Annotated in this window: 26 protein-coding genes and 2 pseudogenes; 12 read left to right on the top strand and 16 right to left on the bottom strand. The window is 37.5% G+C overall.

Annotation, left to right across the window (positions count from 1 at the left end; translation table 11 throughout):
• Positions 1-8: 8 nt before the first annotated feature.
• From rfbD to ACWPW6_RS04235, 7 genes and pseudogenes are all read right to left on the bottom strand, one after another.
• Positions 9-899, bottom strand: coding sequence for a dTDP-4-dehydrorhamnose reductase (gene rfbD / locus ACWPW6_RS04265; protein WP_272573011.1), 891 nt, complete (start codon positions 897-899; stop codon positions 9-11).
• Positions 896-1972 (bottom strand): dTDP-glucose 4,6-dehydratase, encoded by a 1077-nt coding sequence (gene rfbB / locus ACWPW6_RS04260; RefSeq protein WP_272573010.1) that lies wholly within the window; start codon positions 1970-1972, stop codon positions 896-898. The genes rfbD and rfbB overlap by 4 nt, the downstream gene beginning before the upstream one ends.
• A 426-nt stretch (positions 1973-2398) precedes the next feature.
• On the bottom strand, positions 2399-2536 hold the full coding sequence (locus ACWPW6_RS04255; protein WP_409049037.1) for a hypothetical protein: 138 nt from the start codon (positions 2534-2536) through the stop codon (positions 2399-2401).
• A 651-nt stretch (positions 2537-3187) separates the two neighbouring features.
• A pseudogene (locus ACWPW6_RS04250) lies at positions 3188-3544 on the bottom strand (hypothetical protein); the annotation flags it as partial.
• A gap of 83 nt (positions 3545-3627) precedes the next feature.
• Positions 3628-4029, bottom strand: a complete 402-nt coding sequence (locus tag ACWPW6_RS04245; RefSeq protein ID WP_409049045.1) for a putative zinc ribbon protein — start codon at positions 4027-4029, stop codon at positions 3628-3630.
• 275 nt (positions 4030-4304) lie between these two features.
• Entirely contained in the window at positions 4305-4544 is a 240-nt protein-coding gene (locus ACWPW6_RS04240) for a helix-turn-helix transcriptional regulator (RefSeq protein WP_156262354.1), read from the bottom strand.
• A gap of 96 nt (positions 4545-4640) precedes the next feature.
• A complete protein-coding gene (locus ACWPW6_RS04235) occupies positions 4641-5174 on the bottom strand; it encodes a putative zinc ribbon protein (protein ID WP_163885768.1) in 534 nt (177 codons plus the stop codon).
• A 21-nt stretch (positions 5175-5195) separates the two neighbouring features.
• On the opposite strand from ACWPW6_RS04235, the gene ACWPW6_RS04230 reads away from it, so the two are divergent.
• Positions 5196-5411 carry a hypothetical protein gene (locus tag ACWPW6_RS04230; protein ID WP_080025647.1) on the top strand — a complete coding sequence of 72 codons (216 nt, stop codon included), beginning with the start codon at positions 5196-5198 and terminating at the stop codon, positions 5409-5411.
• A gap of 147 nt (positions 5412-5558) precedes the next feature.
• Here the strand turns inward: ACWPW6_RS04230 and ACWPW6_RS04225 are convergent, their stop codons facing one another.
• The 3 genes from ACWPW6_RS04225 to ACWPW6_RS04215 form a co-directional block, all read right to left on the bottom strand.
• Positions 5559-5951, bottom strand: coding sequence for an inovirus-type Gp2 protein (locus tag ACWPW6_RS04225; protein WP_014656718.1), 393 nt, complete (start codon positions 5949-5951; stop codon positions 5559-5561).
• 192 nt (positions 5952-6143) lie between these two features.
• The gene (locus ACWPW6_RS04220) at positions 6144-6380 is read right to left on the bottom strand and encodes a helix-turn-helix transcriptional regulator (protein WP_014656719.1); all 237 of its coding nucleotides are present in this window, start codon (positions 6378-6380) and stop codon (positions 6144-6146) included.
• Between the two features lie 107 nt (positions 6381-6487).
• A complete protein-coding gene (locus ACWPW6_RS04215) occupies positions 6488-7075 on the bottom strand; it encodes an inovirus Gp2 family protein (protein WP_144141679.1) in 588 nt (195 codons plus the stop codon).
• Positions 7076-7509: 434 nt separating this feature from the next.
• Between ACWPW6_RS04215 and ACWPW6_RS04210 the strand changes: the two genes are divergently transcribed.
• The 11 genes and pseudogenes from ACWPW6_RS04210 (at position 7510) to dhbA (ending at position 16455) form a co-directional block, all read left to right on the top strand.
• Complete coding sequence (locus ACWPW6_RS04210) at positions 7510-8448, top strand: hypothetical protein (protein WP_454209352.1); 939 nt, start codon at positions 7510-7512, stop codon at positions 8446-8448.
• 56 nt (positions 8449-8504) lie between these two features.
• Entirely contained in the window at positions 8505-9377 is an 873-nt protein-coding gene (locus tag ACWPW6_RS04205) for a GTPase family protein (protein WP_121875289.1), read from the top strand.
• 91 nt (positions 9378-9468) lie between these two features.
• Positions 9469-9894, top strand: coding sequence for an antirestriction protein (locus ACWPW6_RS04200; RefSeq protein WP_109396749.1), 426 nt, complete (start codon positions 9469-9471; stop codon positions 9892-9894).
• A 240-nt stretch (positions 9895-10134) separates the two neighbouring features.
• Complete coding sequence (locus tag ACWPW6_RS04195) at positions 10135-10569, top strand: antirestriction protein (RefSeq protein WP_121875361.1); 435 nt, start codon at positions 10135-10137, stop codon at positions 10567-10569.
• 101 nt (positions 10570-10670) lie between these two features.
• Positions 10671-11492: a DUF932 domain-containing protein gene (locus ACWPW6_RS04190; protein ID WP_454209349.1), complete on the top strand. Its 822-nt coding sequence runs from the start codon at positions 10671-10673 to the stop codon at positions 11490-11492.
• Positions 11493-11509: 17 nt separating this feature from the next.
• Positions 11510-11992: a JAB domain-containing protein gene (locus ACWPW6_RS04185; protein WP_014656726.1), complete on the top strand. Its 483-nt coding sequence runs from the start codon at positions 11510-11512 to the stop codon at positions 11990-11992.
• 8 nt (positions 11993-12000) lie between these two features.
• Entirely contained in the window at positions 12001-12222 is a 222-nt protein-coding gene (locus ACWPW6_RS04180) for a DUF987 family protein (RefSeq protein WP_004917300.1), read from the top strand.
• A gap of 758 nt (positions 12223-12980) precedes the next feature.
• A complete protein-coding gene (locus ACWPW6_RS04175; protein ID WP_350655336.1) occupies positions 12981-13130 on the top strand; it encodes a hypothetical protein in 150 nt (49 codons plus the stop codon).
• A 516-nt stretch (positions 13131-13646) separates the two neighbouring features.
• Positions 13647-14810, top strand: coding sequence for an isochorismate synthase (locus tag ACWPW6_RS04170; RefSeq protein ID WP_244316475.1), 1164 nt, complete (start codon positions 13647-13649; stop codon positions 14808-14810).
• Between the two features lie 131 nt (positions 14811-14941).
• Positions 14942-15562, top strand: a pseudogene (locus ACWPW6_RS04165) (isochorismatase family protein); the annotation flags it as partial.
• 149 nt (positions 15563-15711) lie between these two features.
• Positions 15712-16455 (top strand): 2,3-dihydro-2,3-dihydroxybenzoate dehydrogenase, encoded by a 744-nt coding sequence (dhbA, locus tag ACWPW6_RS04160; RefSeq protein ID WP_163860755.1) that lies wholly within the window; start codon positions 15712-15714, stop codon positions 16453-16455.
• A 206-nt stretch (positions 16456-16661) separates the two neighbouring features.
• Here the strand turns inward: dhbA and ACWPW6_RS04155 are convergent, their stop codons facing one another.
• The 6 genes from ACWPW6_RS04155 to ACWPW6_RS04130 all read right to left on the bottom strand — a co-directional run bounded on the left by ACWPW6_RS04155 (position 16662) and on the right by ACWPW6_RS04130 (position 25689).
• Positions 16662-18011 (bottom strand): MFS transporter, encoded by a 1350-nt coding sequence (locus ACWPW6_RS04155; RefSeq protein WP_249999975.1) that lies wholly within the window; start codon positions 18009-18011, stop codon positions 16662-16664.
• Positions 18012-18087: 76 nt separating this feature from the next.
• On the bottom strand, positions 18088-19581 hold the full coding sequence (locus tag ACWPW6_RS04150; RefSeq protein WP_249999972.1) for an aminotransferase class V-fold PLP-dependent enzyme: 1494 nt from the start codon (positions 19579-19581) through the stop codon (positions 18088-18090).
• Positions 19582-19635: 54 nt separating this feature from the next.
• Positions 19636-20847, bottom strand: coding sequence for an MFS transporter (locus ACWPW6_RS04145; RefSeq protein ID WP_249999970.1), 1212 nt, complete (start codon positions 20845-20847; stop codon positions 19636-19638).
• On the bottom strand, positions 20844-22091 hold the full coding sequence (locus tag ACWPW6_RS04140) for an MFS transporter (protein ID WP_154635767.1): 1248 nt from the start codon (positions 22089-22091) through the stop codon (positions 20844-20846). The genes ACWPW6_RS04145 and ACWPW6_RS04140 overlap by 4 nt, the downstream gene beginning before the upstream one ends.
• 96 nt (positions 22092-22187) lie before the next feature.
• Positions 22188-23945, bottom strand: coding sequence for an ABC transporter ATP-binding protein (locus tag ACWPW6_RS04135; RefSeq protein WP_249999967.1), 1758 nt, complete (start codon positions 23943-23945; stop codon positions 22188-22190).
• Entirely contained in the window at positions 23929-25689 is a 1761-nt protein-coding gene (locus ACWPW6_RS04130; protein WP_454209344.1) for an ABC transporter ATP-binding protein, read from the bottom strand. The genes ACWPW6_RS04135 and ACWPW6_RS04130 overlap by 17 nt, the downstream gene beginning before the upstream one ends.
• Between the last annotated feature and the right edge of the window lie 2 nt (positions 25690-25691).

The following is a 25691-nucleotide window of genomic DNA, read 5'->3' as shown; positions in this document are numbered from 1 at the left end:
AAATCTTTTTATTTAATCGATAATTCTTTAATTAAGCGTTTAACACCTAACTCCCAGCTTGGTAACTCTATATTGAATGTTTTTTTAAATTTGTTGTTATTCATCTTTGAATTATATGGGCGTTTGGCAGGTAGGTGGTAGTCGGTTGCTGGAATAGCATTTAATTCCTTCAATGCTAATTTAATTCCATTATTTTGTGCTTCATGTGTAACTAATTTAGTATATAGATACCAATTTGTTGAGCCAGAAGAGACTAAGTGGTATACACCACATTTGTTTTTATCCTGTAACGTTTGAACTAATGCAATAGCTGTGCAGTCAGCGATTAATTCAGCACTTGTTGGTGCACCATATTGGTCATCGATAACTGACAGTTTTTCTTTTTTTTTGGCTAAATTAAGAATTGTTTTCGCAAAGTTATTACCAAAAGTAGAGTAAACCCAACTAGTTCGTAGTATTAAATGATTTGAACAATAAGTTTGTATATTCTGCTCACCTTCTAGTTTTGTTTTTCCATACATATTTAAGGGTGAGGTTTTATCATCTTCGCTCCAGAAATGTTCACCTTCTCCGGAAAATACATAGTCACTTGAATAATGGATTAAAAGAGCATTAATTTTTTCAGCTGATTGAGCTAAAGTCTTTACTGCTTCGCTATTAATTAGTCTAGATAACTCAGCTTCATCTTCAGCCTTATCTACGGCAGTATAAGCTGCTGCATTAACAATAACATCTGGCTTTAGTAACTTAATGGTTTCTGCTAGTTTATTAGGGTTAGAAAGATCACCACAATAATCTTTTGAATGGCGCTCTAAGGCAACTAATTCACCTAATGGAGATAATGCTCGTTGTAATTCCCATCCTACTTGACCATTTTTTCCGAGCAGCAAAATTTTCATTCTTTGCTATCCTCATAATGTTGTTTTACCCATGACTGATAACTGCCATTTTTAATATGGTCAACCCATTCACCATTTTCTACATACCATTTCACTGTCTTACGTAGACCCGTTTCAAATGTTTCTTCCGGTACCCAATTCAATTCATTTTTAATCTTTGTAGCATCAATAGCATAACGTAAGTCGTGACCTGGCCTATCAGTCACATAAGTAATCAGGTTGCTATAATTCTCAATATTATTCGGTTTGTTTGGTACGAGCTCTTCAAGAATGCTGCAAATTGTTTTTACCACATCAATGTTGGCTTTTTCATTGTGACCACCAATATTGTAAGTTTCACCAATCCTACCTTCAGTAACTACTTTATAGAGTGCTCGTGCATGGTCTTCTACATATAACCAATCTCTAATCTGTTGTCCATTACCATAAACAGGTAAAGCTTTTCCTTCTAATGCATTTAAGATGATTAAAGGGATCAGTTTTTCAGGGTAGTGGAATGGACCATAGTTATTAGAGCAGTTTGTTACGATGGTTGGTAAATTGTAGGTACGTTGCCACGCTCTGACTAAATGATCACTAGACGCTTTTGACGCAGAGTAAGGGCTGCTTGGCGCATATGGTGTTGTTTCAGTGAAAAGATCTGTTGTTGATTCAAGATCGCCATAGACTTCATCAGTGGATATATGGTGAAAGCGGAAGGTAGCTTTTTTATCTGTTGAGAGTTTATTCCAATATTGGCGCGCGGCTTCTAATAATGAGTAAGTACCAATGATATTGGTTTGGATAAACTCACTTGGGCCATCAATAGAACGGTCAACATGAGATTCGGCTGCCAAGTGCATTATGGCATCGGGTTGATGTTGCTTAAATATATCCGTAATTAATTTTGCATCACAAATATCTGCTTGAATAAATGTATAGCGATTATTCTCACAAACAGAGTTAAGCGACTCTAAATTTCCTGCATAAGTTAGTTTGTCGACATTAATAATAGCGTCATTGGTATTATTAATAATATGACGAACAACAGCAGAACCAATAAAGCCTGCACCACCAGTAACTAATATTTTCATCTTGGAGTAATAAGTCGTATTTTGATTGTGAAAAACAGAGTGCTAAAAGTAGTTATCTCATGATTTTGGCACGCTACCGCCCCGGGCTTACAGCTACCTGTTCACTGATAATTCTTAGATTTACTTAACTAATTTTGGCTATTATACCCAAATAAGCTCGAGTGAGATAGTTATTAACTAAACTATCTATAAATAAGGTATACTTACAGATAAATCTTACTGTGATCCCCTCCCCCCACTTTAGTTCCGCACCCTTTTGATATTCCATTATTTTCAGCTAACAGCTGATATAGGTTGGCCTCTTAGATTTCCAACAAGTTGATATCACTTAAATTAGTGATTATTGAAATGGCATAGTTAATTTGGCAACCATGCCCGTAATTTGTGAACTGCAAGCAACCTGACGATAAAAGTGATTCATCCAGTTCAACTTTTCCCCCTGGTAAAAAGAGAAGATAAACTTGATGAACCTTGGTTTGTGAATGCTTCCCACTGAGCTTGTTGTTGAAATTGTTGCGGATAGAGCAATGCGCCTTCATTCCATAATGGGCGGTAAATTTTCATTCGATGATCCTTTATATTTAAGCAAAGGCAATTGGCGTTGTGACTTTTTTCCTAAAAATACGGTGGCGATATTTGGCATTTAATGAAACGTGAAAGTAAAGCATTTCTAACGATTTGGTACGCTACCGCCCTTAGCCGTAAACCAAGGCTCATAAGGTAAAACGGTAAATTATTCCAAAGCAAATCCGTCCTCAGAGACCATTAAAGACAACGAAAAACTCGCTTTCACACCAAACAATACAAGTAACTTATCTTAAATAAATAGTTTGAATTATAGGTAGAGTTAAGTAACCCAGCAATATTTTTTATCTATTTATTTTAAATAGATATGAATTCTCATATGTAGAGTTATACGTACCCTGTTAACAACGGATAAAAGGTGGGTATTATGCAACTTAGGAGGATTTTCATGTCAGTGGATTCATTACCCTCGACAACAGCATGACTTAAGCTACTGAGGACGGTTGTACATATAGCAGTGGCATCAGTTTGCCTGATTGATTGCCATCCGCAAGGCAATTACAAAAGTGTCTGAAGTGAAAGCATAGCGTTATCAGATATGAGGTTTGTCATGAGAAGGAATATCAACACAGTGAGTAGCACGCGTTAACGATATTAATCCTTTTGATCCTCCATATTACTTTGCCGTGCTTATCGGCTGAACAATACATATTCATCCATAATAGTTGTTAATCCCCCATTTTCGGCTTGCCTATCAATCACCCATTCCACAAGTTGTTCTTTGGATTTCAACTTGAGTGTATGGTTCCAATCGTCTAACGGTGACCCTAACAGCAAATCATACCAACATAACCAGACCAATTTCGGACGTATTTCCGGATCATTAAATTGCTGAAATAAACTGATTAACTTGTTAGCAAAGGAGTACTGTTTAAGACGCGCACATTCGCTGAGCAGTATCCCTTCCAGCATAGGGTGGTAGCGTAACAGCCGTTCATCAATATGAAAACTCAGGTTTAAATCCTCTTCTTCGGTGAGTTTGTCAGGGTAGGCTTAATTTTGGTGGCAGTACCGTGGTCACATTTAGCGAAAGCGTGATTGATTAACCTAACACCATGAGCATTAAAAGGTCATAATGGAAACGATTTTTCTGTTTTAGGCTGATGTTCCTCTGTGACATTCTGGGCAGGAATACACCAAATCCCCTCATGGCACTTCGGGCAACATTTTTGATTGTTTGTAAAATACTCACGACACTGCACGCAAAACCAATTCGTGATCTTTAAAATAGGGGACACTGATCGAACCTGTGTGCTCAGTCGTGCCTTGTCTTCTAAGCTCTTGATCTTACTGATGACCCGCGGACAGTGCTCTGCGCTCTGAGGATCAGAATGGGTAAACCATGACTCCGTTGGCGTCTTGTGCAGTGTGACGGGCTCACCGCAGTGAGCACAGTAATAGTTTTCTCGTGAATAACTCGGTTCTTGGGTGGCTCCCGCGAAACGATTGTTCTGCGTTAGGGCGAGAGACATTTTGACTTCATGTAATTTAAGCATGGGTGTGCTCCTTCTGTAAAATTTAAACTAAACGTTCTGAGTACCCAACATTCAGGATCCACACTCGGCAACCCACCTTGAAACTTAGAAGACCACTGAGCTGTGCCTGCATGCATATCGAGCCAGGTTCGTATGTTTAGGGCGTAGCTTTGCCTAGAGCGCATTCAATCGCACCAGGTGTGGTTGAAATTGAGTTGGTGGGTAATGGGTAGGTATGCTATGGAAAATGCACGGCGACTCGCGCTAGTGCCTTAGGATCCAAGGGCGGAGTTGCCCCCTCTCGATTCATCAATGCGCGCTTGTAACCACTGTTCAACTTCACTTTTCAACCATCTTGAGCTGCGTCCCAGTTTAATCGGTTTGGGAAACTCACCGTCTTGAATGAGTTTATAAAACCACTTATCCGTAAGCCCGGTAAACTGAGTGATAAATTTCATATCAACAAACTGGTCATTCAGCAGGCTGGTGGTTGGGGGTGTTTGAATCGTCATTGTCTTGTCTCCTGAGTATGAAAAGGAGAAGGCGACTGAGGTGGGGAATGCGTGGTGTCAGTCGTCCTTCAGACAATAACGGACTGCTGTATTTTTTTATTGCGCCTCATCGATAACATTCGGTTCAGTGAGGTCCGTCAACCGCAGCAATGGGGTGCGTACCAACGATTCAATACCCTGATTATTCAGCGCGTAATGAAAATAGCTGTGGTCTTCGGTGACCTGAGAAGCAGGTATGCTGTAAATCCCCTCTCTGCACTTCGGGCAGCACTTTCTGACTGGTCGCTGCTGGCTGGTGTAAAACCGTCGACACCAGACGCAATACCATTCCGTGATGGGCTTTATGGGATGAAGCTCGGAGAACTGTTCAGCTTGTTGAGATTGTCGCGTCAGATAACTGATAGCCGCGTTTACCTCAGGACAATCGAGGTATTTCTTATCAACAGGGTGTGCAAAGAAAAAATGCCGTTTACGGCGATCCAGATACACCGGTAAGTGACAGTGTGGACAGTAAAAGGGAATGGGTAGTGCCGGTTGCCAGCGCTCCTGCTCTTTAAAGGCATTTGTCAGGCGGCCATCAGGTAATTCAGCGATACCGAGCTCCAGTTCATTCAGATTGTAAATGTTCATTGTTTCTCTCCGGTGTGTTGTGTGTTTGAGCAGGACAGTAATAATGGGTCTGAAACCCGTTATGGCGAAGCGGAATATGACGGTATCGGGTATTACCATACGTCGGAGGATGGACGGGTTAATCTGCGTCAGGAAGTCGATCCCAGTAACAACAGTCCAATTGTCATTGCCTATGTTGTCGGCACCGACCACGCTACAGTCTACAGCAACTGCAAAGTGACGGCTGAAGAGGAGTAATGGGTGTGAATAACGCGCTCAGCGCCATTCTGAGCGTTTTATTAAGGCAAGGGTTAAACTTGCACGGTGTCGCCACAATAAACGGCTATAAGGGCCATAGAGATCATCATACAGCCCCTTGCTGCTACAGCATTCCCTATGGCTGACTTAACGATGACGGGAACGAGGACGACCTATCGGCTTATCATTCACATCAGGTAGACGGGAGATATGGTAAATCGGGTCAAAGGGTTTCTGCTCGGCTTTGGCTAAATAGTTCACCACGTAACGCATTGCCTTACAACCAGCATAATCATCAAAGTGTACCGGACGGCGTATAGCGTATCGATAATCGCTTTTATCAGGACAGTGGTAGATATCCCCTTCTCCGTCAGTCACGGCTCTCCACAGGCGTTCTGTTACATCCTGAAAGCCCCATTTCTTACAATGCCGCTGGCCATTGACGTAGATGGCTGCATGAGCATGTAATTTACCACCAGGGCTTTCTTCCAATACCCAGGCATAACCTATTACTCCGGGATATTCTGAGAGACTTAACATCAGGATACTCATATCCCGACTGAATTGATGTTCATCTTCGCAATGGGAACGGTCGGTATTATCAGACCAATGGAAGTCCGTCCGTATCATCAATATTTTGGAATACACTCAAATAACGCTGACTGGTGACGATGTAATTAATTCTGTAATTGAGTTGTAAAAAATCGCTGTAACTGACTAAATTAATAATACTTAACCTCTAGAAGCGGTGATACGTTCATTCAACCAGTGTTCAACCTCACTTTTCAGCCAGCGAGAACTACGACCTAGTTTGATTGGTTTGGGAAACTCACCGTCTTGAATGAGTTTATAAAACCACTTATCCGTTAAGCCTGTGAGCTTTGTAATGAATTTCATATCGATAAATTGGTCATTCAGTAAAGAAGATGATGGCGCTGTGGTCGTTGATGTTTCAATTGGATTTGTCATGAGAAAGGACTCCTGTCTTTAAAGTTAAAAGGCAGAAGGGATATCGATAAATGTTTAGGGATATCTCTCTTGCAAAAGATATCCCCCTCATGTTTTTTATTGGTAGATTAACGGCTGCACCCAAAAGAACGCTCACCATCACCATAATATTTTGTATGTTCTTTGGCTAAGTAGCGACAGCGCTGGTTTAATTCGAATATCGTGCTTTCATTATTGGGTTTATTATTATCTAGCCACGTTATGGCGTTATCTGGAATATGAATTAAATAACGCTCCGCAGGGTAGTTCACACCAATAGCACTACACCATGCTTGCTGTATTAATGCATAGAGCGTCCCTTCAGTTTTAATAAAATCGCCCAGCCTCCAATAAACATCTTTATTTAACAGCAAAAGAACATGATAGTGTTTTTTATTATTTATCTCACCGAACTCTCTAACCCAGACATAAGATAACGGACATATGTGGTTACGCTCCCATATTTTATTCTTACGTTTTAGATCAGCATTTATTTTGGCTTTTAACGATTCAAAGAATCGAGTGATGACCTTTGAATCGTTAAAGTGAAATATATTTTCAGATGGGAAACGTAAGTCAACTCGAACAGCAGTAACACGATTGTGAATTAAAAGTGCTTTACGGATAGTGTGGTTTATCTTTTGAATGTAATGCTCATTGTAGGTGTAACTAGACATGATTAATACCTGTGGTTGGTTTTATTTCATATCTAGAAGTGATGTTGTTAAAAATAGGCATTCATCATTTAACCAAGATGATGAATATATGGATAGGTGAGTCAGTGACAGGGTAATGTTTAATCTTTTAAGTGTGGTAGTGATGCTGGTTATCTTTATTAAAATAATACTATACCAACACGATAAAGCCTTTTTTTATCTTATCATCAATGCCCGTGACAGCGCGTTTTTGAACCACAATGAGCCGCTTCTTTTTGAGGAGAGCCAACTCTGATATTAACTTATCTAAAGATTAGCCTTTACTCTAATAATAATTAGTGCAGTTATCGTGAGTTTTAGCACATAAATAGGGGTTTTCATGTAGTACAATGACACCTTAAACACTACGTAAAATACTATGTAAATATATGCAAAAAATACTACGTGGAGAATAAATGATAAATATAAATGTCAATGATAATTATTTGGAGTGCAGACAATATTATGCTGTTTTGTTCTATATGTTTTCAGAAAAAACACTGTCGCCTAATGAGCTTTATAAAATGATATCCGAAGCAAAGAATAAGAATGTGTGTACATTACTTAGTGAGTTAAATCAGCATGTCGGGAGTAGATTTAAAAATGTTGATTATTATCTCAGAACGATAGAGCAAAAGATTATCCCAATAGAACAATTATCTTTTTTAACGGATGAAAGAATATCATTTGTTATCTTAAACTTTCTCATGAAGTCGTATAATAAACATCTTATAGAAAATGATTACCCATCAATTATGGGGGGCGTGTATAATTACTCTCCCTTGAACTTGAACCCTATCATGGGCAGGAATATCCCTTTTCATTATATTGTTTGTTTTTTAGACTTTTTAGTTTTGTTTATAAACCCTAAAGATTTTAATGATTCAGTCTTTTGCATGAAAGATAAAGCTTCGTCTGTTTCTAAAGAGTACCCCGATCCTTTTTTATTTTTACCCAGAAAAAATGAAGCATTAAAATGGATAGCCGAGAGGATGATCCGCGAAAATATTGCTGTTGATGATGATGTTAATGTTCTTATTCAAAATGAAAAATGGAAATTGATTATTTCCTGTTTTGATTATTGGGCTATTATTTCAAGTGTAGAAGCAGTCAAGCTTTTTCTATCTCAAACAAGAAAAGCTTGGAGCCAAAAAAAATATCGTGATGGTGTTAAAGATAAGGCTGTACTGAATACGTATATTTCCAAATCATCAATGGTAAAATTAAAAAAAATAGCCAAAAATCATAATAAAAATATTAACGAAATTATCGAGGCGATGATTGATCAAATTGTTCTACCACGGGATTCCATTGAAGAACTCATACTGCTAGTTAAAAAGAAAAATTTAAAATAATTTCAAATACATATTATCACCTTGAATAATGATAATTTTATTTTCAAGGAGTTTGTATGAATCAACATATTGAACTGGAGAAGGCTCTCGCAGTCTTTCCCTTTTCATTTAAAACATCATTTTTTAACCAACTCAGTCAGCTCATCAATTACTCCCCCACCATCGGTTTGATGGGTAAAACGGGAGCGGGAAAATCCAGTCTTATCAACGCACTATTCCAATCGTCATTATCACCTGTGAGTGATGTTTCAGGCTGCACACGCCAAGCCCAACGCTTCAGCATGACGATGAACAACCATACTCTCACTTTTGTAGATTTACCCGGCGTGGGGGAAAGCCTTGAGCGGGATAAAAAGTACCACCAGCTCTATCGCAACTTATTACCAGAATTCGATTTAATCATTTGGGTACTCAAGGCCGATGACCGAGCATGGTCTTCTGATGAACAGTGTTATCGCTTTCTCACGAAGAAATGCGGTTACCAACCTAATCAATTTCTATTTGTCTTGAACCAAGCCGATAAAATAGAGCCTTGTCGCCAGTGGGATGAATACAAGCATCAGCCATCCTCAGAGCAGACCTATAACTTAAAATTAAAGCAACAAGCCGTCATAACCGCCTTTAAGCCGCATCATCCTGTGATAACAGTTTCTGCGGTCGAAAACTATCAACTAACTGAATTAGCAGAGCAACTCATACAGGCGTTACCGGCGCAAGCCAGTAGCGGAGTAGCTAGGCAACTGAACATCCCTTACCGGACGCAATCGGTGGAGAACGCTGCACGTAACGATTTTGGTCAATGTGTCAGTGATATTGTGGATACCTTAATCAATATCATTCCCTTGCCGCCATTGATAAGAAGTACGGTTAGCATCGTTAAAAACAGTATCGTCTCCGTCGCTAAATCCCTGTGGAGAATGTTCTTTTAACCTCTTACATTAAACCATTAATTATCACTCTCAGCGTCAGTCCTTAACAGGATTGGCGCTTTTTTATTTCTTTTTCTTGGAGTCTCAACTGATGAATAATTCAACTGAATGTGCAATTACAATGACACTCGTCCCCAATGAACAACGACTTGATTTTTGGCTCAACCACTTCGGGAGCGTGAAAGGCTGGACCACCTTTGAAGTGGTCATTTTTACCACTATGGGGCAGTTTTGTGATGACTATCAAGGTGGATATTGGGAATATTGCACCTTATCCAATGGTGGCGCTTTTATTTATCCAGATTTACCTCAAGAGACACTGACGCTGTTCAACCCACATAACGGTAACGAAGCCAACGTCAGTTGCGAAGCGGCAGGTATTGCCGTGTGTTTGATGATGTACAGTTTATGGTCATTTCAAACGGAAAGTGACATCCTCGTCGATCGCTTTTATCAATTGCGTGATTATGCGGCGCAACACCCAGAACGTTCCGCCATTTTCCATCTAATCGATTAACCACGTCCTTATTTACGCCTTCGTATTATCTGATTCATTATAAAAGTATCATCAGACTAACCCATTAATTAACTTACATTTATTTTTATATCTATATTATTTTAGTGAATCAATCATCAGAATGAGTCACTAAAAATGATACTCAATATACCTATCATTTCGAGAAAGCTCTGCACCGCAAGGTGTAGGGCTTTTTTGCTTATTACTGTCTATCAATATCGACTGAATTGGAGTTCTATTATGTTTACCTTACAAGAGCAAGAATCAACTGTTATCAAAACTAACCTTGTTCACCCTCGTGGTCGTGATACCTTTTGGCGTTTTTACTTTGGCACGGTGCCGGATTGGCAACGTATCGAAGGCGATATCTTTAACATGATGGCTAAATGCTGTCAGACCTATCAAGGGGCTTTCTGGGAGTTCAGTATGTTATCGAATGGAGGCGCTTTTATCTGGCCTGATATGCTCGAACCCTCCCTGCAAATGTTTAACCCGCATAACGGAAATGAAGCTGAGTTAAGCCCTGAAGCAACCGGTATCGCAGTCTGTCTAATGGTGTATAGCATCTGGTTGTTTAAAACCGAGAGTTCTGTGCTGATAGAGTATTTTTACCAACTTCGTGACTATGCGATGCAACATCCCGAGCAAGCACAAATCTTTCACTTAATTGACTAAGTTATTGATAACGCTTTAATACAGCGTCCACCAGCTTATCACCTCACTTATTTCCTTTATCTTATTTTAATTTATCAGTGTTATCACTGAGGAGAGCCCCTATGTCTCGTTTAGCTTCTCGCTTTGGTGCGGCAAATAGCATTCGTCGTGACCGCCCGCTAACCATTGAAGAATTGTTCCGCACAGTACCTAGCGTATTTTCAGAAGAAAAACACGAATCCAGAAGTGAACGTTATACTTACATCCCAACTATTACCTTATTGGATAGTCTTCAAAAAGAAGGCTTTTACCCGTTCTTTGCTTGCCAGACTCGTGTACGTGATGCTAGTCGCCGAGAGCACACCAAGCATATGTTAAGACTTCGACGCCATGACCAAATTACAGGAAGCCAAGTGCCTGAAATCATCTTACTTAATAGCCATGATGGTTCAAGCAGTTATCAAATGTTACCGGGCTTTTTTCGCTATGTTTGTCAAAATGGGCTGGTTTGTGGCGATACCTTTGGGGAGGTCAGAGTCCCCCACCGAGGTCATGTTGTCGATAATGTCATTGAAGGGGCTTATGAAGTATTAGGCACCTTCGATACCATCGCTGAAAAACGTGAGCAAATGCAGTCCTTACTATTACCGCCACCAGCACAGCAGGCCTTGGCGCATGCGGCTTTAACCTATCGCTTTGGTGAGGAACATCAACCAATAACTGAAGCTCAAGTTTTACAACCTCGACGCGTTGAAGATAAAAAAGAAGACCTTTGGACGGTGTACCAACGTTTACAAGAAAATCTGATTAAAGGGGGATTATCAGGCCGTACTGCAAAAGGTAAACGCGCTCGCACTCGTTCAGTTAATGGGATTGATGGCGATATCAAACTCAATAAAGCCTTGTGGGTGATGGCTGAAAATATGCTTCAACTAGCCTCGTAATGATGGAGATATTAACGATGGAGAGTATCAATACTTATACGAATACCTTAACACTGCTTCCTAATGAACAACGTACTATCAAACGTGCGTTGACCATACTGGATAAGTATCTGCGTGAACCGGGTATTGCTTTTACATCAACGCAAAATGTGAGGGATTGGTTACGGCTAAAAATGTCAGCATTAGAGCGTGAAGCGTTTATTGTGCTCTACTTGAATCAACAAAATCAGTTGATAAGCAGTGAAACCCTGTTTGCTGGCTCGATTAGCAGCACACAGGTTTATCCTCGTGAAGTCGTCAAACGAGCACTTCATTTTAATGCTGCTGCCGTTATCTTTGCACACAACCATCCGTCAGGCGATATCACGCCAAGCCAAGCGGATAAATCTATCACGCAACAATTAATAAAAGCATTGCAGCTAATTGAAGTACGAGTACTTGACCATCTGATCATCGGTGGTCAGCAAATCTTCTCTTTCGCTGAGCATGGCTTAGTATGAGGTGAACCATGAATATTATCCGTAAATCCGCAGCAATGAAGATCCATCAGCAACATTTAGGCTCTCGCCTTGCTCGTTATTGTAGGGGAAAGTATAAATGGGTTGGTAATAGCGAGCATTATATTGGTAAGGAGGTGCCAGATTGTCGTGGCGTGTTAGCTGTTTATGTTGAACGTCGCCAAGACAGAGATGGCCCTTATGCGTGTGTCATGTGTGTGACATTGAATTGAATAAGTACTGATCACTTTGAGTTTATCCTATATTGGATGGATAAATTAAGCCTACTTCCACTTTGATTAGTATTCAATGGCACATATCAAACCGTTGGATCTTAACTGAATTAGACATTGAGGAATTAAACAAAAATGACACAATAAGACATCATTAAACATGTCAAATTGGCAATACCATGATTCATACTAGAAACAATTAACATGAACATGATCCCCATTAAATGTATACTTAAAAAGGATTCGAATACGTTATAATTACACCTGTCATCTGTGCAAAAAAACAATCTATTTGCTGCGCTCTATCGCCCCAACCGTGCTCAACAAAACCCACCAAACGGACCGAGGGTACAAAAGAGGGTATAAATAAAATCAAATTCAATTAATATTTTTAAATACAACCAGTTATAATGAAAAGTCGATTCCGAGTCCGGCACCACTTTCTCTTCTACAGTGGTCTCCTCAAGTCAAGTAAACTCCTTTATATTCACTCAGTTACCTTATACTATCACCTATTGTACTTCAGCAAATTCAACACTAAAGTCAGTGCCTGTTGATGAATTTTTTAGGTTTATCTTGTTCAAAATCATTTAGACTTCCCCATAATGACCCCCAGTAGATACTGACTACCAAGCAAAAGGCAAAGAGTACAAGTTCTTTGATGCGTATGAGCTTTATCTTCTCATCAAACCTAATGCGGCTCATTACTGACATATAAAATACCGTTTCACAGTTGAAGAAAAAATAACTCTCCTGATATTTCTCTTGCTGACATTCGCGTTAAACGTGATGAAGCCAGAAAGCGATTAGCTGAAGGTAACGATCCTGCTGAACACAGGAATCCAGCCGTAGCGCTCACTGTAACGCTTAAGAAGCCCTCCAAAAAAGCAAACTCTCTGCTCATTTAAAATAACTCTTCCCCCTCCCCCGCTTTAATACTCATTAAGAATACGTTATCAAACCTAGATAAAACAAAAATTTCAAATATCACTAACTTTAATAGCTCAATATTGGCACTCAGGCATGAGTCATATTTTTTTACTTAGTTTCTCTAGATTGTGCAAATGCAGGCGACACCTAATCCACATAACTAACTGTAAAAATTAACATTTATTGCCCTAATGTTATCATCATCCCTCATTAAATATAGAATGCGAATAATATTGATAATTATTACCATTTGCAATAATATGATAGAAATTTAACATAGCTTTACTGAATTACAGACAACACAAATTCCATCCTTTAATGGAAAATATGCTTATTTCTATAGCAATAGCCTAGTGAGCAGATCAATCGAACTCTAATGGTATGTCGACAAAACTAGATAGCTGAAGAGATAAATACTTTTACGCTAATTGTTTTACCAACAAAACAATAAACCAATATTTTCAATAAAAACATGGAGTAGCAGGAGGCTAAATGTGTCTAGTGTGATGTGCCGGTCGTATTCTCATATACCGCTTACCATAAAAAAAGAGGATTTCATTTTTACTTCTCCTCATAAGAGTTTGCTCGCAAAAGGAATATTTGCCAATCTCACGCTACCTGCGGAACAAGGGCATCGTCACAATAGCGAATTCCAACGGCAAATAGAGCAATTGCTTATACAGGCAACTCGGGCGGGTATAAAAAACCCTATTATCGCTGGCGTCATTCCATTCGATAAACGACACGCCAGTGCATTATATATTCCTCAATCATACCAATGGTTCGATAGACATACGCTAGCGCTGCCCAATACTCCGGTTAACGTTATGGGCCAACTTCACCAATATTTAGATCATAATGACTTTTGTTCAATGGTGAAAAAGGCTCTTTGCGCACTTCATGGTGATACACTAGATAAAGTCGTACTCTCACGTTTACTCAATATTGAAAGTATCAAGCCACTCAATGCACTCAGCATCTGGTGCCAGCTCCATAAGCAAAACCCATCCAGCTACAATTTTTATCTGCCACTTTCAGACTGTACTCTGGTGGGGGCCAGTCCCGAATTACTACTACGTAAACAAGGGGATAAACTTTGGTCATGCCCATTAGCTGGTACAGCTAAACGAGGTGAAAACAGCGCTAGCGATAATTTAGCTAAAGAAACGTTACTTACTTCATCCAAAGATCGCTACGAACATGAGTTAGTGACCAAAGCGATTCATCACCAATTATCCGCACATTGCCAAGACCTTACGATCCCTGTCCCCTCTTTAATCAGCACACCAAAGCTGTGGCATCTCGCCACAGAAATCGAGGGACTGGTTAAAGATAAAAATGAAAGTGCCATTTCTCTAGCATGCTTACTACATCCAACTCCTGCATTATGTGGCACTCCCTCGATGATTGCTCGTGATTTGATAACTCAATTGGAACCTTTTGATCGTCAATGGTTTGGAGGGATTATAGGTTGGAGTGATGCTGAAGGTAATGGTGAATGGGTCGTCGTTATTCGCTGTGGAAAAGTTAGCACATACCGAATTGAATTATTTGCAGGTGCAGGAATTGTGCCCGATTCACAGCCAGAAAATGAATGGTGTGAAACCAGCAATAAACTAGGCACTATGCTCAGTGCTCTGAACTATCAACCATGTTGAATCCTATGCGTCAGACATACTTATCATGATTACATGTAAACGTACTCCCTCACAGAAAATACTGCTTAGAAACTTCTGCCGAGTCCTTGTCCATTCCAAGCTAGCCCCACTAAACATGAGAGCCAACAACCATGAGTATTCCTAAAATAGACAACTATCTACTGCCTGAACCACATGAATTACCCATCAATAAAGTAGCATGGCAACTTGAACCACAACGTGCAGCTTTACTGATCCATGATATGCAGATGTACTTTCTCAATTTTTGGGCAAAAGATAGTCCGACTATTCATACCTTAATTGAACATATTCGGTTATTGCGTGAACGTTGCCATCAATTAGAGATCCCCGTTTTTTACACGGCTCAGCCCAATCAACAAAGTGATATTGACCGTGCTCTACTAAATGATATGTGGGGTCCTGGATTGACTCGCCATCCAGAACAGCAAAAGATCGTCACTGAATTATCACCTACACAGGAAGATACCCTGCTCACCAAATGGCGCTATAGTGCCTTCCAACGCTCTGATTTAGAAGAACGATTACAAGATAAACAGCGAGATCAGCTAATCATTTGTGGTGTATATGCCCATATTGGCTGCCTTATTACAGCGACTGACGCTTTTATGCGTGATATTCAGGCTTTTATGATTGGGGATGCACTAGCGGACTTTAGCCGTGAAGAACATATGATGGCTTTACGTTATACCGCCGGTCGCTCTGGCCGAGTACTCAATACAAAGCAAGCCTTATCTGAGCTTTGCGGTCATCCAGTAGACCAGCAGTAAAGCTTGAACGATTAGCGACAATAACTCACAAAAACAACAAAATCGGCTGATGAGTTAAACACTTTCATGCTGAAAATAGTCATGAATCTCTCTGAATATTAAAGGAAAAAAAAATGATTCTTTTTAATGGCAAGACCGTTTGGGTCACAGGCGCAGGTAGTGGTATTGGTGCCGAAACCGCTCGGCAGTTTCATGAATCAGGAGCAAAAGTCATCGGTTTTGATATATCATTTCCAGCAATAATGCCATTCGAAACTATTACGCTAGATATCAGCGATGCAGACGCAGTCCAGCTCACCTGCTCTGCATTATTAGAAAAGGTCGGGTTAGACATATTGGTCAATTGTGCCGGAACGTTACGACTTGGCCCGACTGAAACCTTCACGCGCCATGACTGGGAACATACGTTTAATGTCAATGTGGGGGCGGCATTTAATTTGTTTCATCTTCTTATTCCCCATTTTAAACGCCAGTGTCGTGGTAATATTGTTTCCGTTGTTTCAAATGCTGCCCATGTACCTCGAGTGAACATGTCTATTTATTGTGCATCTAAAGCGGCAATGCGTAGCCTGTGTCTCAGTGTAGGACTAGAATTAGCGCCGTTTAATGTACGTTCAAACCTTGTTTCCCCTGGCTCCACAAAAACCCCTATGCTAGAAAGCATGCTAAACGATACTGAAGGGTATCAACGATTAATACACGGCCTACCGGAACAATTTAAGCTTGGTATTCCATTAGGGAAAATTGCTCAGCCTAATGATATTGCCAGCGCTATTTTATTTTTAGCATCGGAGCAAGCTAATCATATAACATTACAAGATATTATCATTGATGGCGGGGCAACATTAGGCGCTTAAACATCATGAAAAAAGGTGAATTTAACGCGCTATTTCTGTGCATAGTAGCTAAAAGCCCATTATACACTTAGAGAATTAATGGCCAGCTTTACAGAAACAGCGCCACATTACTTAAGCGATTCTGCCTATTCACAATAATTAAATGTTGCCCCGTAATAAATTCAATATTGTCATTCATCGATGAACCATACAAATAACTACCCCTATTATGTAGCCAATAAATAACGTCTTTTTCTTATTAAGAAGATCATAATAAGCGCTAATGAACATAAAAAAGCGCCAATTGAAAGATAATAAAATAATATTGGGTTCTTGGCATCGGTCATTAACCAAGCGCCAGAATAAGACCCAACAATTGAGCCTAAGCGACCACTTGCCATTGCCCAACTCACCCCTGTTGCTCTAGCATATGCAGGATATACTGTTGCGGAAATTAAATTTAACCCGTTTTGCGCGCCTGCTATTGTAAAGCCAATAAAGAAAATAATTAGCAGTAATCCATAATATTGAAGGGTAAAATCAGCAATGACTAATAATAAGATCATTGCGGTAAAATAAGATAATCCTAGGATAAGAAAAGCCTCCTTTTTATAATCAATCCAAATAGCAAGCAACAAAGCGCCTAAAGTACCGCCAAGAGGTAGCATAGAAGTCATGTAATTAACTTGGCTATAATCATAGACTTCATTAAAAATAACAGGTAACCAATAGGTTAATAAATAAAAAACCAAGAGAGAGAAGAAAAATGCAATCCATAAAAAGACAGTTAAAACGGCTAATTTCCGTCCCAAAATGATCGATATTGTTTGAGGATCACTAAAAAGTTCAGTATCTGAGTCAGTATTATATAATTTCAATAAACTAATATTCTTATTTATATTAGATATAATGCTTTTAAGTTGTGCATTTGCTTTTTGTGATTTTTTCTTTACCAGATACTCAAATGATTCAGGTAACACTAAAGCAATAATAGGAATAGAGAGTAATGGTAATATTCCTCCTAAATAGAACAACCAATGCCAACTAAAGTACTGTAGTATCCAGTTAGTCATGACCCCTCCACTGGCGATACCAACAGTAAAACCACTCCAACTTAACGTGCAGAGTAGCATACGGTATCGCTTTGGCGAGTATTCAGAACATAGCGTAATACATATCGGCATTGCTGCGCCAAGACCAATTCCTGTCATTAATCGAAAAAAGACAAGCCAATAAAAATCACTTGATAATCCACATAGAATAGCCCCAAATCCATATAAAAAAGTTGAAATAATCAGTATTTTTTTTCTTCCACATTTGTCCGCTATAGGCCCGAAAATCATACTTCCCAGCATCAGCCCCAAAACACCAGAAACAAATAAATAAGAAAGATCATTAGAGGAAAGGCCCATTTCTTTTTTTAGCACTGGGACTAAATAAGCGACTATAGAAATATCAAATCCATCTAACATCACGATAAAAAAACAGATAATAATCACCTTCCACTGAAACACACTCATTTTATTATTATCAATGAATATTCTGATTGAGTTTATTGTTACCGTATTTCCTTTCATAACAAGAAAGCATGCTCCATTAGACATAAAATTAACGTTGACTTATCATATTTTTTCAAAATAACACTCATAGTAATTAGCTTGCTGCCATAAGATAAGACTCTAATTGTTTTGCTATCTCAATTTGATCTTCAAGCATATAAACCATATGTTCTTCATTAACATTAGGATTAAGAATAACGACTCTTAAGAAAACAAGCTCTTGATTATCATGCTGTGAAAATTTCCTAATACTTCTAGAAACAAAACTTGTTCCTTTATTCCGCTGCTCTTTTTGTAACTGATAATTAAAATGATTTATTATTATGTTATCTTCTGGTGTCATCACTTTATTTCTGAAAATCCTCGGTATATATCTATAACTCAATATATTAATTTTAGGATCATTCAATAATTCAAAGCATGGATTTTCCTGTATATGCTTAGCTAAAATTTTAATATTATTTAAAGCCACACTAAAAATTTCATCATATCCATTTTTACCAATTAAATGCAGGCAAGCATGAAGATAAAGCATATTTGCAGGACGTGTGCCTTCTAAAGTAAACCTTCCTTGATCAAGAGACGTGCGACGAACAGCATAGGGCGCGGTATGTACGATATTTTGAGAAAACTGAGGATCCTTAAAAAATAACATTCCTGTTCCAATCGGCATAAACATCTGCTTATGTCCATCAATAGTGACTGAATCCGCTCTCTCAAGACCGGATAATAAAGACACATGTTGTTTACTTAAAATAAATGCGCCAGCCCATGCAGCATCTACATGAACATGAATATGATATTTTCTCCCCAATTCAGCAATTTGATGTAATGGGTCTATCGAGCCAAAATCCGTCGTACCGGCGATTGCAACTAATGCAGCGATAGTCATTCCCTCAGCGCGGCATTTTTTAATTTGTTGCTCTAATTCAGTAACCACAATTTGATTTTGGTGATCTACGGGTATGCGATAGAGCTCAACACCTAAAAGTGATGAGGCTTTATCGAAAGAATAATGCATTAATTCTGAGCCTATTACTGCAATTTTATTGACCCCACTCTGTTTTACTTGGCTGACAGCTCCCCACATAGCGGTTAAATTCGCCATAGTGCCACCACTAGTAAAAATACCTGTCGTTTTACTAAAATCCTTGTTTACATCAAAATAAAAATCATCATTAAAATGAAAAATTTCTTGGTGAAGCAACCTAAGTAATTGACGCTCTAATAGTGTTAGCCCCCGACTCGTTTCCATCTTAACCATATTTTGATTTAATGATTGAATAAGCCTACCTATCTGGGGAATAAACCAAGGTAATGGGCTTGTCATATGCCCTAAATAACTTGGATTAGCTAAATGGGAGCACATAGGAATGATAATTTCTTTAATATCTTTGATATAATCATCCATATTTTCTGTGTTTTCTGGAATTTTTAAAGTCGAAAAAAAATTATCAATCTCTTGTTTATTAAAACAACCCACTTCGTCACTTTGAGCTAGAAAATCACTAATACAATAATCTAATGCCTGATTAATATTATAATCACTAGGTTCAAATAAAGATTTAATCGAAAAATTTTCAGTCATTTTTACGCACCAAATTCGTTGTGTTTTATTACGTGTTATAGATTATTAAAATAATCACTTAACAGCTTTAGTTGCTAATAGGGTTGCCAAAAAGGCAATTAAGATAGAACCAATAGTGACAATAGAATATCCCCATGTTTGAGATAGATAAAAACTTAATGAAACCACAATAAAACCAAAAATAAATCCTATGGCTGCTTGCGCATTATAGGCTGTCGCTGGAGCTAAAGCATCAGCAACGTTATCCATAATAATGGTGGATATGGAAATAAAAACAAAGGGTAAGCTTAAATAATAGAGAAAAAATGCCGAGTAAACTAACAAAGGACTGTTATATCCCATCGAGATAGGAATAAACGAAAGTAGACAACATGAATGAAGCCCCGTCGAATACACTAAGCTTCTGCGTCTTGTTAATTTTTTTACTATCTTAGAACTCAAGAAAATGGCGATTAGACTAATGATAGAACCAAAAAGTTTCAATAAAATTGCAATTTCAGGTAAAGACCAACCACTATCAATGAGCGCAGGTGACATTAAATTATATGAAGGTAAAATTCCAAATGGTAAGATAATTAAAAAAGCTAACCATCGTTTTTTTCCTTTCCAAATGGTAAATAAGCTTTTCCAATAATCTTTATCAACTCTTTCATTTATATTTTTCTTTCTTTCATATTGATATTCATTAAAAAACCATACTTGAAGCCAAGTGATAGCGAGTATCACCGAAAGAAATAACATGCATCCATTCCAGTCGATATAAGGATATAATAATAAAACCACTCCCCCACCAATAATATTTCCAAACATAGATCCGCCACTTTTGACGCTTGAAATGAGATAGCGGTCCTTTGCATCAAAAATATTACAAATCAGCCCTGATAAAGCAAGGTCTTGCGTTGCTGTCATAAATGAAAAGATAAAAATAACCAATAAAATCAATGAAAATTCATGCAAAGGATCAACAAAAGAAATAATAAATAAGCAAGAAATCATTAAAAATTGTGCAACTAACAGCCAATTACGATAATGGCCCGTGTTTGTTTTTAGATGCTTATCTATAAATGGAGCCCACAAAGCTTTAAATGCAATGGGTAATGACATCAGCGGAATAAGACTTAATTTATCTAATGAAGCCCCATTCTCACGTAATATCAAAATAAGCACTATGGATAAAAAGCTAATACCAATATATTGGGTTGAATATAGACTAAAAAATAAAGCCCAGAATTTTGCAGGAACCTCTTTTATATTGTTATTATTCATTGATGAAAATCCTCATCCTGTTGTAATGAATGATTCATTGAATAAGCATTTTTTAGCCCTATAGAAAGAGGAAGAATACAAATCAAAACCAATATAGCTGAAAAAACAAAAGGATAACCATCACTACTAGGTAAAGAAAGATTCGCTGAATAATAATACATATTCGTTGCACAAAGCGGTCCCAATACAGCCCAAAAACTACTGATAGACGATAAAGCCCCCATTAGCTGTCCTTGCTCCGAATCAGAAACTTGCGAAGAAAAGAGACTTACAATGGAAGAGTTACTTATGCTAGAAAAACTATAGAGAATGATAGCGATATACAAAGCGACTACACTCGTTGAGAATGCAATACTGATTAGCCCTATAATAAATAATAAAAAACCTAATAACGGAATTTTTTGATCGCTTAGAAAAACTCTGACTATTTTGAGTAATACCGTTTGTGCAAATAATCCGCCTAATCCAATAATCACAAAGGACGTAGCAATTTTCACATCATCCCATTCAAAACGATATTTCGTAAAAAATGGCCATAATGTTGTTGGGAACTGTACAGCAAACATAAAAACAATATTTGCAATAAATAAATAAACTAATCCTTTATACTTAAAAAAGTAGATAATTGACGAGAACGGATTATGGAGTTTAAATGCCCTTCGTTTTTCTATAGGTAACGTTTCTTTAAATAAAAAGATTACACATAATAAGCCAATAAAACTAAGTATACAGGCAACAAAAAAAGGCACTCTTACACCATATTGAACGGCGATCGATGCTATTGCTGGCCCTACAACTATTCCTAGGCTCATGATACCAAAAAGAAAACCATAATTTTGCATTTTACTTCTTTCATCACTCATATCAGCAACACTGGCTAATGAAACGATAATAGAAGAGCCTGCAATACCAGCAATGATCCTCGCTACAAATAATAAATAAAGATTATGACTAATGGCATATAAAAAATAATCTAGAGTAAAAACAACAAAACATACAATTAGCACAGGCTTACGCCCAAACTTATCAGATATCGCTCCCATGATCGGGGCAAAAATAAATTGCATAATACCAAAAGTGGCTAATAACCACCCACCGATAATAGCATTGTCAATGACAGAATCATGAGTAACAGATTCTAGTAGAGAGGGAATAATAGGATATATTAGAAATAAACCAATTTGATCTAAAAAAACAGTTATTAACAAACAAACAAATGACAAAGGTAGCATTTTCTTTTGCATAAATACCTCATAGAGATATAGCTAACATTTAAAAATGAATTAAATAATCGATTTAGTTATCTAAATAATTTATTCAATATAATGGAAAGAAATAGATTAAATTTGTTGTAAATTCCAAAACTCGGAATAAATTCTTTTTAATTGTAATAATTCACTATGAGTTCCTTGCTCAGCAACCTGACCATCATCTATTACTAAAATTTGATTAGCAGCAACAATAGTTGAAATACGATGTGCAATCACTAATACGGTTTTCCCTTGCACTAAGCGATTAATAACGTTCTGTACGGCAATTTCATTTTGAGTATCAAGAGCAGCTGTAGGCTCATCTAAAATAAGGATAGGCGCATTTTTTAAGATAGCACGAGCAATAGAAATACGTTGCCTCTCACCACCCGATAGACTTTTACCAAAATCCGTTAATTGCGTATGATACCCATGTTTAAATTTTTGAATAAAATCATGACAATTAGCTTGCTTACAAACTTCGATAATTTCTTCATCTGTGGCTGATATTTTGGCCATTCGAATATTATTCATTATGGTATCTTGAAACAGATAAACGTCTTGAAACACAACTGAAACTAAACTCATCAGTTGTTTTTGAGATAAATCACGAATATCAATGCCACCAATTTTAATACTGCCAGATGTTACATCAGCAAATCGTAAAATAAGTTTGGTAATGGTTGTTTTTCCGCACCCACTTGCGCCAACAAGCGCGGTCAGACCGTTCTCTGGAATACGAAAAGAAATATTTTCAAGAACATTTCTATCAAGACCTTTGTATGAAAAATCAACCTTATCAAATTCGATATCATAACGACTTGGCATTATAGGTGATATTTTCTCTGGTAATGAAGGTGCATTCAGTAGCTCTTGTAACTTTTCATAACCTATAACGAGTGATTCTAGCATTGATGACATTTGTACAAAGAAATTCAAAACATCAGTAGACCTAGCAATCACTAATAACACACAAGCAAGAAGTAAATAGGAAATATGACCAACATTAACGAGATAAGCACCGATAGATATAATCAATATTAATCCTGTTTGAATCGCTATTGTAATGATTAAATTAGGTTTTTCTCCTTTTTTTGTACCAATACGTAAAATATTTGCGACATCTTTTGCAACTTTAATAAATTGATTTAATTTTTCCTCATGTTGTCCCGTCGATTTTAAGACTTCTAGCCCTTGAATAAACTCTACAGCTTCACCTTTTAATTTAGAATTGGCTTCAGCTAAAATACTAAAGCCTCTGCGATACGCTTTTCTACGCCATAAATATAATGGGATTGCCATAGGAAACACTAAAAACATAATCAAGGATAGCTGCCAACTATAAAACAACAGAGCTATCGCTGCTGATAAAGGAATGACAACACCAGTGATTATGATATTCAGTAGCATAAAGGTATATACCGCAGCCTCATTTACGCTTTGCATCAAAACATAATTAATCTCACCAGACCTAAACTGGTTAAGATATTCGATTGAGATATGCCTTAGTTTATCACCTAACTTTTCTCTTAACTCAGTCACTGCAAGTGTTGAGTATCCATCCGCGTCATAACGTTCTGACAGCATCTTAAACGTAAAACTAGCCACCAATAGTATAATGACCAGTGATAAGTGAATACTAACGGATACGCTATCCTTTGCATCTATTGCTTCAAACAAGGGATATAATAAAACTAAAGAAATGCCAAAAAGACATGATGATATCGTGGTATACACCAAGCTTTGAATAAATATTTTTTTCTGTTTCCCCGCGGCGTTGAGTAATCCTACATATGTTTTAAACAATGATTTTGTCTCTCTTGTACTTTTATTAATATAGTTTTTCATTGCTTACTCCATGATCTGTAGGAATTGACCAATTTTTTGCTTTTTTATATTCATCCCATAAAGCCTGATAATCAGCACAATGCTCTATTAACTCATTATGTTTACCTTGAGCTTTTATCGTTCCTTTCTCTAAAAAAATAATTTGGTCTGCATCGGTCACTGTTGATAGTCGATGAGTCACCATAATGACGGTTTTATTTAATTCAATTAACCTTGAAAACGCCTTCAATAACAAAAATTCGTTTCTTGCGTCTGAAAATGCCGTTGGCTCATCTAAAATGATGATTGGCCTATCCTGTAAGAAGGTTCTTGCAATGGTAATTCTCTGCTTCTGCCCTCCGGATAATAGCTGGCCTCGTTCCCCAACTAGCGTGTCATATTTCTCAGGTAGCCTCATTATAAAATCATGAATTTCAGCTTTTTTGGCTGCTTCAATCACGTCTTCATCAGATATATCATGTAAGCCATAACGAATATTATCGGCAATCGAGCATGAAAATAAAAAATTATCTTGAAACACAAATGAAATTCGAGACATTAATTCCTGATAATGAATATCTTTTATATTAACCCCTCCCAATAAAACCTCACCTTCAGTGGCATCAAAAAATCTAGGTATCATATTGACTAAAGTGGTTTTACCTGAGCCAGAAGCACCAATAAGAACAGTAAAAGATTTCTCAGGGATCCTTAAATTAATATCCGAAAGTGTTTTATCTGTTTCTTCATAAGAAAATCCAACCTGTTTAAGTATAATTTCATTATTTTCTGGAACTATAGGAGCTAACGGAATAGATAATATAGGTAGGTTTTCAACTTCAAAGATACGCTCTATTGAAGCTTTAGATTTTTGAATAATTTGAAATAGCCCCATGATAGGATGAATACTTTCCGCGATACCAACGGCAAGAAGAAGAAAGCAAAAGCTAGTGATAAATGAAACTTGTTCATTATACTGTGCAATTGTTAACCCAATAACAAGAATAAGGCTGATAGGCATGGCAGAAAATAAACTTCTAGCTATTTTTGCGGATAAGCGCATGGATTGTAACCAGTCAAAAATAACGCGACAATAATTTTCCAATGCTTTTTGATATTGAATAAATGAACCTTCACCTGCATCAAAAGTTCTAACGGCACTCATGCCTTGAATATACTCAATAATCCTGCTATTAATTTGAACCGTTGCATTATTATAGTTCTCCTTCATTAGCTTTCCTTTTTTCATAATAAAAGATAATAAGAAAAAAGTTACTAATGTCGTAACAAGAACAATACAGGCAAAAAACCAATTAAAAATAAACAAAACTATTAATGTAAATATCGGTGTAATAAAAGCTTCCGCTTTTAATGGTGGCGCGTCAGCAACAAATGCATGTAACTCTTTAATATCATCGATGAGAACTTTAACTAGATTTCCCCCTCCTATATTTCTTACTGTTTCTATAGGTAGTTGGTTAATTTTATTGACTAGTTTGGTACGTAATATCTCTTCCAGCTCAAATGCTGCATAATGGGATTTATCATGTGCATATATTCTTAATGTATAAAAAATAATACTAATTACAAGTAAGGAGGTTATAAATAAAAAAGGAAAGTTTTTATCTACTGACATTAACTCATATAATACCCATATTAAATTTAGCCATATGCTTAATTTTAACACTTGAGCGATAGAAGCCCAAAAAATAGAAGCAGATATTTTTTTCTTCACAGGAAGAAATATATCATTATAATTCATCATGC

Source organism: Providencia sp. Marseille-Q8014 (assembly GCF_965112055.1).
Note: the sequence above shows the minus strand (reverse complement) of the source record. Positions and strands in the feature narration are given on the sequence as shown.

Coding starts and splice junctions, on each gene's coding strand:
- rfbD (WP_272573011.1), bottom strand. CDS start 899: ATGAAAATTTTGCTGCTCGGAAAAAATGGTCAAGTAGGATGGGAATTA.
- rfbB (WP_272573010.1), bottom strand. CDS start 1,972: ATGAAAATATTAGTTACTGGTGGTGCAGGCTTTATTGGTTCTGCTGTT.
- ACWPW6_RS04255 (WP_409049037.1), bottom strand. CDS start 2,536: ATGAAAATTTACCGCCCATTATGGAATGAAGGCGCATTGCTCTATCCG.
- ACWPW6_RS04245 (WP_409049045.1), bottom strand. CDS start 4,029: ATGTCTCTCGCCCTAACGCAGAACAATCGTTTCGCGGGAGCCACCCAA.
- ACWPW6_RS04240 (WP_156262354.1), bottom strand. CDS start 4,544: ATGACGATTCAAACACCCCCAACCACCAGCCTGCTGAATGACCAGTTT.
- ACWPW6_RS04235 (WP_163885768.1), bottom strand. CDS start 5,174: ATGAACATTTACAATCTGAATGAACTGGAGCTCGGTATCGCTGAATTA.
- ACWPW6_RS04225 (WP_014656718.1), bottom strand. CDS start 5,951: ATGTTAAGTCTCTCAGAATATCCCGGAGTAATAGGTTATGCCTGGGTA.
- ACWPW6_RS04220 (WP_014656719.1), bottom strand. CDS start 6,380: ATGACAAATCCAATTGAAACATCAACGACCACAGCGCCATCATCTTCT.
- ACWPW6_RS04215 (WP_144141679.1), bottom strand. CDS start 7,075: ATGTCTAGTTACACCTACAATGAGCATTACATTCAAAAGATAAACCAC.
- ACWPW6_RS04210 (WP_454209352.1), top strand. CDS start 7,510: ATGATAAATATAAATGTCAATGATAATTATTTGGAGTGCAGACAATAT.
- ACWPW6_RS04205 (WP_121875289.1), top strand. CDS start 8,505: ATGAATCAACATATTGAACTGGAGAAGGCTCTCGCAGTCTTTCCCTTT.
- ACWPW6_RS04200 (WP_109396749.1), top strand. CDS start 9,469: ATGAATAATTCAACTGAATGTGCAATTACAATGACACTCGTCCCCAAT.
- ACWPW6_RS04195 (WP_121875361.1), top strand. CDS start 10,135: ATGTTTACCTTACAAGAGCAAGAATCAACTGTTATCAAAACTAACCTT.
- ACWPW6_RS04190 (WP_454209349.1), top strand. CDS start 10,671: ATGTCTCGTTTAGCTTCTCGCTTTGGTGCGGCAAATAGCATTCGTCGT.
- ACWPW6_RS04185 (WP_014656726.1), top strand. CDS start 11,510: ATGGAGAGTATCAATACTTATACGAATACCTTAACACTGCTTCCTAAT.
- ACWPW6_RS04180 (WP_004917300.1), top strand. CDS start 12,001: ATGAATATTATCCGTAAATCCGCAGCAATGAAGATCCATCAGCAACAT.
- dhbA (WP_163860755.1), top strand. CDS start 15,712: ATGATTCTTTTTAATGGCAAGACCGTTTGGGTCACAGGCGCAGGTAGT.
- ACWPW6_RS04155 (WP_249999975.1), bottom strand. CDS start 18,011: ATGAAAGGAAATACGGTAACAATAAACTCAATCAGAATATTCATTGAT.
- ACWPW6_RS04150 (WP_249999972.1), bottom strand. CDS start 19,581: ATGACTGAAAATTTTTCGATTAAATCTTTATTTGAACCTAGTGATTAT.
- ACWPW6_RS04145 (WP_249999970.1), bottom strand. CDS start 20,847: ATGAATAATAACAATATAAAAGAGGTTCCTGCAAAATTCTGGGCTTTA.
- ACWPW6_RS04140 (WP_154635767.1), bottom strand. CDS start 22,091: ATGCAAAAGAAAATGCTACCTTTGTCATTTGTTTGTTTGTTAATAACT.
- ACWPW6_RS04135 (WP_249999967.1), bottom strand. CDS start 23,945: ATGAAAAACTATATTAATAAAAGTACAAGAGAGACAAAATCATTGTTT.
- ACWPW6_RS04130 (WP_454209344.1), bottom strand. CDS start 25,689: ATGATGAATTATAATGATATATTTCTTCCTGTGAAGAAAAAAATATCT.